This window comes from Massilia sp. IC2-278, assembly GCF_020708045.1.
In the GTDB taxonomy this organism is placed as follows: Bacteria; Pseudomonadota; Gammaproteobacteria; order Burkholderiales; family Burkholderiaceae_D; genus Telluria.
The window spans coordinates 58,896-65,352 of record NZ_JAJFES010000021.1 but is presented as its reverse complement, the minus strand read 5'-3'; the positions used below and the strand labels follow the sequence as shown (position 1 = coordinate 65,352).

Genomic DNA, 6,457 nt, shown 5'->3' with positions numbered 1-6,457 from the left:
AGACGGGAAGACATCAGGGAACTCTCCTTCCAAGGCATCGCAAGCTCCAAATTGTTGGCTTGCAACGATCATAAAAGGTGTTACCTATGTCTCTAGCAATGTGTTACCTATGTCCCTGTATCAAACACAGGGGCCGGGGACCTTATACGGGCCTTGGCATCAACGTGTCACTTTTGGGATGGGCATCGTGTCTCGTTCTGTAGCGTTTTGGTTTGAAATGAATCGAGACAAAACGCGACAGGATAGGACGGTTTGCACAGGTCAAACGAGACGCGTTTGTGCGATGGCGTTGGAGACGATATCGAGGCGCCCGTGTGGAGGTGTTCAGGCCGCGCGGACTTGGCGGCACTGTTGCTACTGATCACGGGATGAGACAGCGTGGGCACAGGTGCCCACCCTACAAAACTACAAAGCCGACAGATGACGTAGGGTGGGTTCTCGAACCCACCTGCTGGTTCCGCCGCATACCCGAATAGTATTGGGACGCCAGCAATGAAACCGGTGGGTACGAGTACCCACCCTACATCAAGCCATGGCGCGGCTGCGCTCCACCAATACGTCAATTGCCTTGGCCGCCGGCACCTTGCTTTCCTTGGCGTGGTGCCAGAGCGGGATCAGGGGATTCAGCTCCGGGTAGTAGCCGGCGATGCAGCCTTCGGGCACGTCGTAGGGCACGACCGACAAGCCCTCCACGCGGCGCGTGACGCCGTCGTCCGCAGGCGTGCGCAAGGCCACGCTATCGCCCTGCTCCAGTCCCAGGCGCGCCATGTCGCCGCGCGCCATGAACAGCACCATGCGGCTGCCGAACACGCCGCGGAAGCGGTCGTCTTCGTGGTAGATCGTGGTGTTGAACTGGCCGTCGCTGCGGATCGTGAACAGGCGCAGCGCCGGCGGGCCGGCGTCCATGTCGGGGTCGCCCGGCAGTTCCTCGGGCACGGTGAATTCGGCGCGCTTGCTCTCGGTCTCGAACACGCGGTGCGCCGCGCCCACCGGTTTGCGGAAACCGCCCGGCGTCCACATGCGCGCATTAAAGTCCGTGAAAATGTCCGGGTAGGTTTCCTCGATGGCGTCGCGCACCCTGGCGTAGTTGCCGACCCAGGCATCCCAGTCGACACGCGGGTTCGGGTCCAGGGTCGCCTTGGCAATGCCGGCCACGATGGCTGGCTCCGACAGCAGCGTGCTTGCCACCGGATCAGCCGCGCCGCGCGAGCCATGCATGCACGAAGTGCTGTCCTCGATCGTCACGTCCTGCGGCCCGGCGGCCTGGCGGTCGATCTCGATGCGGCCCAGGCAAGGCAGGATGTACGACTGCTTGCCGTGGATGACGTGGTTGCGATTGAGCTTGGTCGATACCTGCACCGTGAGCGGCAGCTCGCGCCAGGCCGCTTCCATCAACACGGTCTCGGGCACGGCGCGCACGAAATTCCCGCCCAGGCCGATGAAGGCCTGCACCTTGCGCGCCAACATGGCTTCGCAGACTTCCACCGTGTTCATGCCCTTCTCGCGCGGCGGCTCGAAGCCGTATTGCTCCTTCAGCTTGTCGAGCGGCGCGAGCTCCGGTTTTTCGGTGATGCCGACCGTGCGCTGGCCCTGCACGTTCGAGTGGCCGCGCACGGGGCAGATGCCGGCGCCCGGCTTGCCGATATTCCCGCGCATGAGCAGCAAATTGACGATCATGCCCACGTTCTGCACGCCGTTCTGGTGCTGGGTCAGGCCCATGCCGTACACGCCGAGTACCGCGCTCGATCCAGCGTATACGCGCGCCGCGCTTTCGATGTCCACTTGCAGCAGCCCCGATTCGCGCACGATGTCGGTCCACGGGCAGGCGCGCACCGCCGCTTCGAATTTGTCGAAGCCGTGCGTGTACTCCTGGATGAAGGCGACGTCCAGCACGCGCTGCTCGCCGCGTTGAACCGCCTCGTCGTCCAGCGCCAGCAGGGCTTTCGCCAGGCCCATGATGGCGGCCGTGTCGCCGCCCGGTTTCACCTGGTGGTACTGGGTGCTGATCGGCGTTTCCTTCTTGGTCAGCATCTCGACCGGCGACTGCGGATTGGTGAAGCTCACCAGCCCGCGCTCGCGCAGGGGGTTGAAGGTGATGATCGGTACGCCGCGCTCGCGCGCTTCCTGCAGCTGGTGCAGCATGCGCGGGCTGTTCACGCCCACGTTCTGGCCGAAGAAGAAGATGCAGTCGGTTTCCTCGAAGTCCTGCAGCACTACGGTGCCGACGCCCACGCCGATGGTCTTTTGCAGCGCCACCGAGGTGCTTTCGTGGCACATGTTCGAGCTGTCGGGCAGGTTGTTGTTGCCGTACATGCGCGCCAGCAGCTGGTACATGTAGGAGGTTTCGAGCGAGGCCCGGCCCGAGGCGTAGAACACGACCTTGTCGCGCTCGAAGGCGCGCAGGGCGGCGCCGATCTCGGCAAAAGCGGTGTCCCAGGACACTTCGCGGTAGCGGTCGCTGGCGGCGTCGTAGCGCAGCGGCACCGTCAGGCGGCCCTGCTCTTCCAGCTTGTGGTCGGACCAGGATTCGAGTTCGCGCACGCTGTATTGCTCGAAGAAGTCGGCGCCGATGGCCTTGCTGGTGGTTTCCCAGGCCGTGGCCTTGGCGCCGCTTTCGCAGAATTCGAAAGGATGCGGATTGGCCGGCTTGGCCCAGGCACAGCTGACGCAGGCAAAGCCGTCCGGCTTGTTCTGCTTGAGCAGCAGGCGGCTGTCCTTCAGCACGGTGCGCTGGTCCATCAGGATATTCGTCACCTCCGCCACCGAAGCCCAGCCGCCGGCCGGCGTGGTGGGGTCCTCGACGCGCAATCCTTTCGACTCCTCGTTCATGCTATCTCCTTACTATTGAGCATGCACCGTAACCGTGGGTGGCGCATGACTCTGTGCGCGAGCGTACCGAAAACCCGATTCCCAGGGTTTGCCGCCGAGGCGCATGGCGCCGAGCCGCCGCCAGCAACCGTAGGGTGGGCACTCGTGCCCACGCGGATCATGCACACCGCTAACGCAACAGGCAACAGCCCCACGAACCCCGATGACGCCGTTTTCGCGCCAACCGGCCCCATCACTTTCGCCGCCGCTCACCCGATGAGACAGCGTGGGCTCGAGAGCCCACCCTACGCAAATCGTACCCATGCGTCAGCACACTGTCGTTGCAGCTATACTTCGCCGCTATGCGCATCCAGCTCTTCTCCGACCTCCACCTCGAACGCTACGCCGACTTCCAGCCACGCGTCGCCGCGGACACCGACGTCGTCGTCCTCGCCGGCGACATCGGCTCCTACCAGTCCGGCTCGCGCCTGACGGGCACCGACTTCGGCCTGGCCCGCTTCTCGCCCCTGCGCCCCGGCGCAAGCAAGGCACGCGTGCTCTTCATCCCTGGCAACCACGAATTCGACGGCCTCGAATACGAGGAAACCTACGCCCGCCTGCGCACCACCTGCGCCGAACTGGGCATCGAATGGCTGGACCGCGAAACGATCGTCATCGGCCACGTGCGCTTCATCGGCACCACCCTGTGGAGCGACTTCGACGCCCTGGCCAGCCGCGAAACCGACCTGACGAAGCAGCTGCAACTGCGCGGCAAGGCCTTCCGCGCCGCCAACTATTACCTCAGCAAGAACACGACCCTGAGGGACGGCGTGCCGGTCCTGGCCGAGGGCTTGCGCGAGATGTCGCTCGACTGCCAGGCCTGGCTGCGCGCGGCGCTGGCAACACCGTTCGACGGCGTCACGGTCGCCGTTACCCACTTCGCCCCCAGCCTGCTGAGCGCCGACCCGCGTTACGGCCTGGCGGCGGGCACGGCCGGCTTCTGCAATACCATGGACGCCCTATTCCCCTGGGCCGATATCTGGATGCATGGCCACCTGCACTGCATGAACGATTACACGGTCACGGGCGTCGAGGCCGGCCGGCCCTGGTCCTGCCGCGTGGTCGCCAATCCGCTCGGTTACCTGAGCAAGGGTGAGCAGGAAGGCTTCCGGCCGGAGCTGGTGATCGAACTCTGAGCATGCCCTGAGCGGCGAACCCGGCTTTTGTTTCCTTGTGTCTCGATAGCGTCCTGTCTTTAACATTTTTCGTACAATTTCGTCCATTGTTTCAGGAGGATATATGTCGAAGAAAGATGTACCAGGAATCGGAGAATACGGCGGCCCTGCCGGTGGCTGGGGTGCGCTGCAGGCGGTGGCCAAGGCCCTGCGCGGCGAAATGTCGGCGACGCGCACGACCATCATGTTGCAGGTGAACCAGCCGCAGGGCTTCGATTGCCCCGGCTGCGCCTGGCCCGACCCGCGCGAAGGTTCGTCCTTTGAATTCTGCGAAAACGGCGCCAAGGCCGTGTCCTGGGAAGCGACCAACAAGCGCGTCACGCCCGAGTTCTTCGCCAGGCACACGGTCAGCGAACTCTGGGAGCGCGAAGATTTCTACCTCGAATGGGAAGGCCGCCTGACCCACCCCATGGTCTACGACGCCGCCACCGACCACTACGTGCCGATCTCCTGGGACGACGCGTTCAGGCGCATCGGCGAACAGTTGCGCGCCCTGCCCGACCCGAACATGGCCGAGTTCTACGCCTCGGGCCGCGCCTCGAACGAAGCGGCCTTCCTGTATCAACTCTTCGTGCGCGAATACGGCACCAACAACTTCCCCGACTGCTCGAACATGTGCCACGAGGCCACCAGCGTCGGCCTGCCGCAATCGATCGGCGTCGGCAAGGGCACGGTCACGCTGGAAGACTTCGACCATTGCGACGCCATCTTCTCGTTCGGCCACAACCCCGGCACGAACCACCCGCGCATGCTGGCGACCCTGCGCGCCGCCTCGCTGCGCGGCGCGCCGATCGTGGTCTTCAATCCGCTCAAGGAACGCAGCCTGGAGCGCTTCAAGTCGCCCCAGCACGCGCTCGAGATGACGGTCGGGAAAGCGGTGAACATCGCCTCGCACTACTACCAGCTGAAGATCGGCGGCGACACCGCCGTCGTAAAAGGCATGATGAAGGCGCTGCTGGCGATGGATGCGGAGCAGCGCGCCGCCGGCGGCGCCGGCCTGCTCGACGACGGTTTCATCCGCGAGCACACCCTCGGCTTCGAGGAACTGGTGGCCGACATCGACGCCACCTCCTGGGAAGAGATCGAGCATGTGTCCGGCCTGCCGCGCGCCGACCTGGAAACGGCGGCCGGCATCTACGCCAGGGCCGAGCGCGTGATCATCTGCTACGGCATGGGCATTACCCAGCACCGCCACGGCACCGGCAACGTGCAGCAACTGGCGAATCTGCTGCTCCTGCGCGGGAACATCGGGCGCGAAGGCGCCGGCATCTGCCCGCTGCGCGGCCACTCCAACGTGCAGGGCGACCGCACGGTCGGCATCACCGAAATCCCGAGCGACAAGTTCCTCGATTCGCTGGAGCGCGTCTTCGGCATCAAGGCGCCGCGCGAGCACGGCCACGGCGCGGTCGAGGCCTTCAATGCCATGCACGAGGGCCGCGCGAAAGCCCTGGTCTGCCTGGGCGGCAACCTGCCGACCGCGATGCCCGACCCGCAGGTCTGCTTCGAGGCGATGCGCAAGCTCGATTTGTCGGTGCACATCGCCACCAAGCTGAATCGCTCGCACCTGATGGTCGGCAAGCACACCTTCCTGCTGCCCTGCCTGGGCCGCACGGAACTCGACATGCAGGCGAATGGCGTGCAGTCGGTGACGGTGGAAGACTCGATGTCGATGGTGCACGCCTCGCGCGGCTCGCTGCCGCCGGCCTCCGACCTGCTGAAATCGGAACCGGCCATCGTCGCCGGCATCGCCAAGGCGACCCTCCTGGATACGAAGATCGACTGGGACGGCTTCATCGCCGACTACAACCGCATCCGCGACGCCATCGAAGCCGTGTTCCCCGACTTCGACGACTACAACGAGCGGGTGCGGGTGCCGCGCGGCTTCCGCCTCGACAGCCCGGCCGGGCGGCGCGAATGGCGTACGCCATCGGGCAAGGCCCACTTCATCACCTGCGCCAGGGAAGACGAGCGCCCGCTGGCGCGGCCCGACGCCCAGGACGTGCTGGTGCTGGCCACGGTGCGCAGCCACGACCAGTACAACACCACCATCTACGGCAAGAACGACCGCTACCGCGGCGTCACCGGCCGGCGCGACGTGGTGTTCGTGAATGCCGCCGACCTTGCCGCGCGCGGGCTGGAGCACGGCGACATGGTCGACATCGAAGCGGTGGCGGCCTGCGACAACATCGAGGAGCCGCGCATCGTGCGCAACTTCGTGGCGGTGGCATTCGACATCGCACCAGGGTCGATCGCGGCCTACTATCCGGAAGCGAACGCGTTGGTGGCGCTGGCGAATTTCGACCGGCGCAGCGGCACGCCTTCGTATAAATCGGTGCCGGTCATCCTGCGCCGCGCGGCCGAAGGCGGCAAGGCCAGCCACGTCGACCGAGAAGACGAAGACGTGGCGGCGTAAG

General features: G+C 65.2%; 3 protein-coding genes. 2 read left to right on the top strand and 1 reads right to left on the bottom strand.

Annotated elements, in window-relative coordinates:
- Positions 1–525: 525 nt before the first annotated feature.
- Positions 526–2,829, bottom strand: a complete 2,304-nt coding sequence (locus LK540_RS23480) for an FdhF/YdeP family oxidoreductase (protein ID WP_229439823.1) — start codon at positions 2,827–2,829, stop codon at positions 526–528.
- A 341-nt stretch (positions 2,830–3,170) separates the two neighbouring features.
- Between LK540_RS23480 and LK540_RS23475 the strand changes: the two genes are divergently transcribed.
- Positions 3,171–4,004: a metallophosphoesterase gene (locus LK540_RS23475; protein WP_229439822.1), complete on the top strand. Its 834-nt coding sequence runs from the start codon at positions 3,171–3,173 to the stop codon at positions 4,002–4,004.
- Between the two features lie 103 nt (positions 4,005–4,107).
- Positions 4,108–6,456 (top strand): FdhF/YdeP family oxidoreductase, encoded by a 2,349-nt coding sequence (locus LK540_RS23470; RefSeq protein ID WP_229439821.1) that lies wholly within the window; start codon positions 4,108–4,110, stop codon positions 6,454–6,456.
- The last annotated feature ends 1 nt before the right edge of the window (position 6,457 follow it).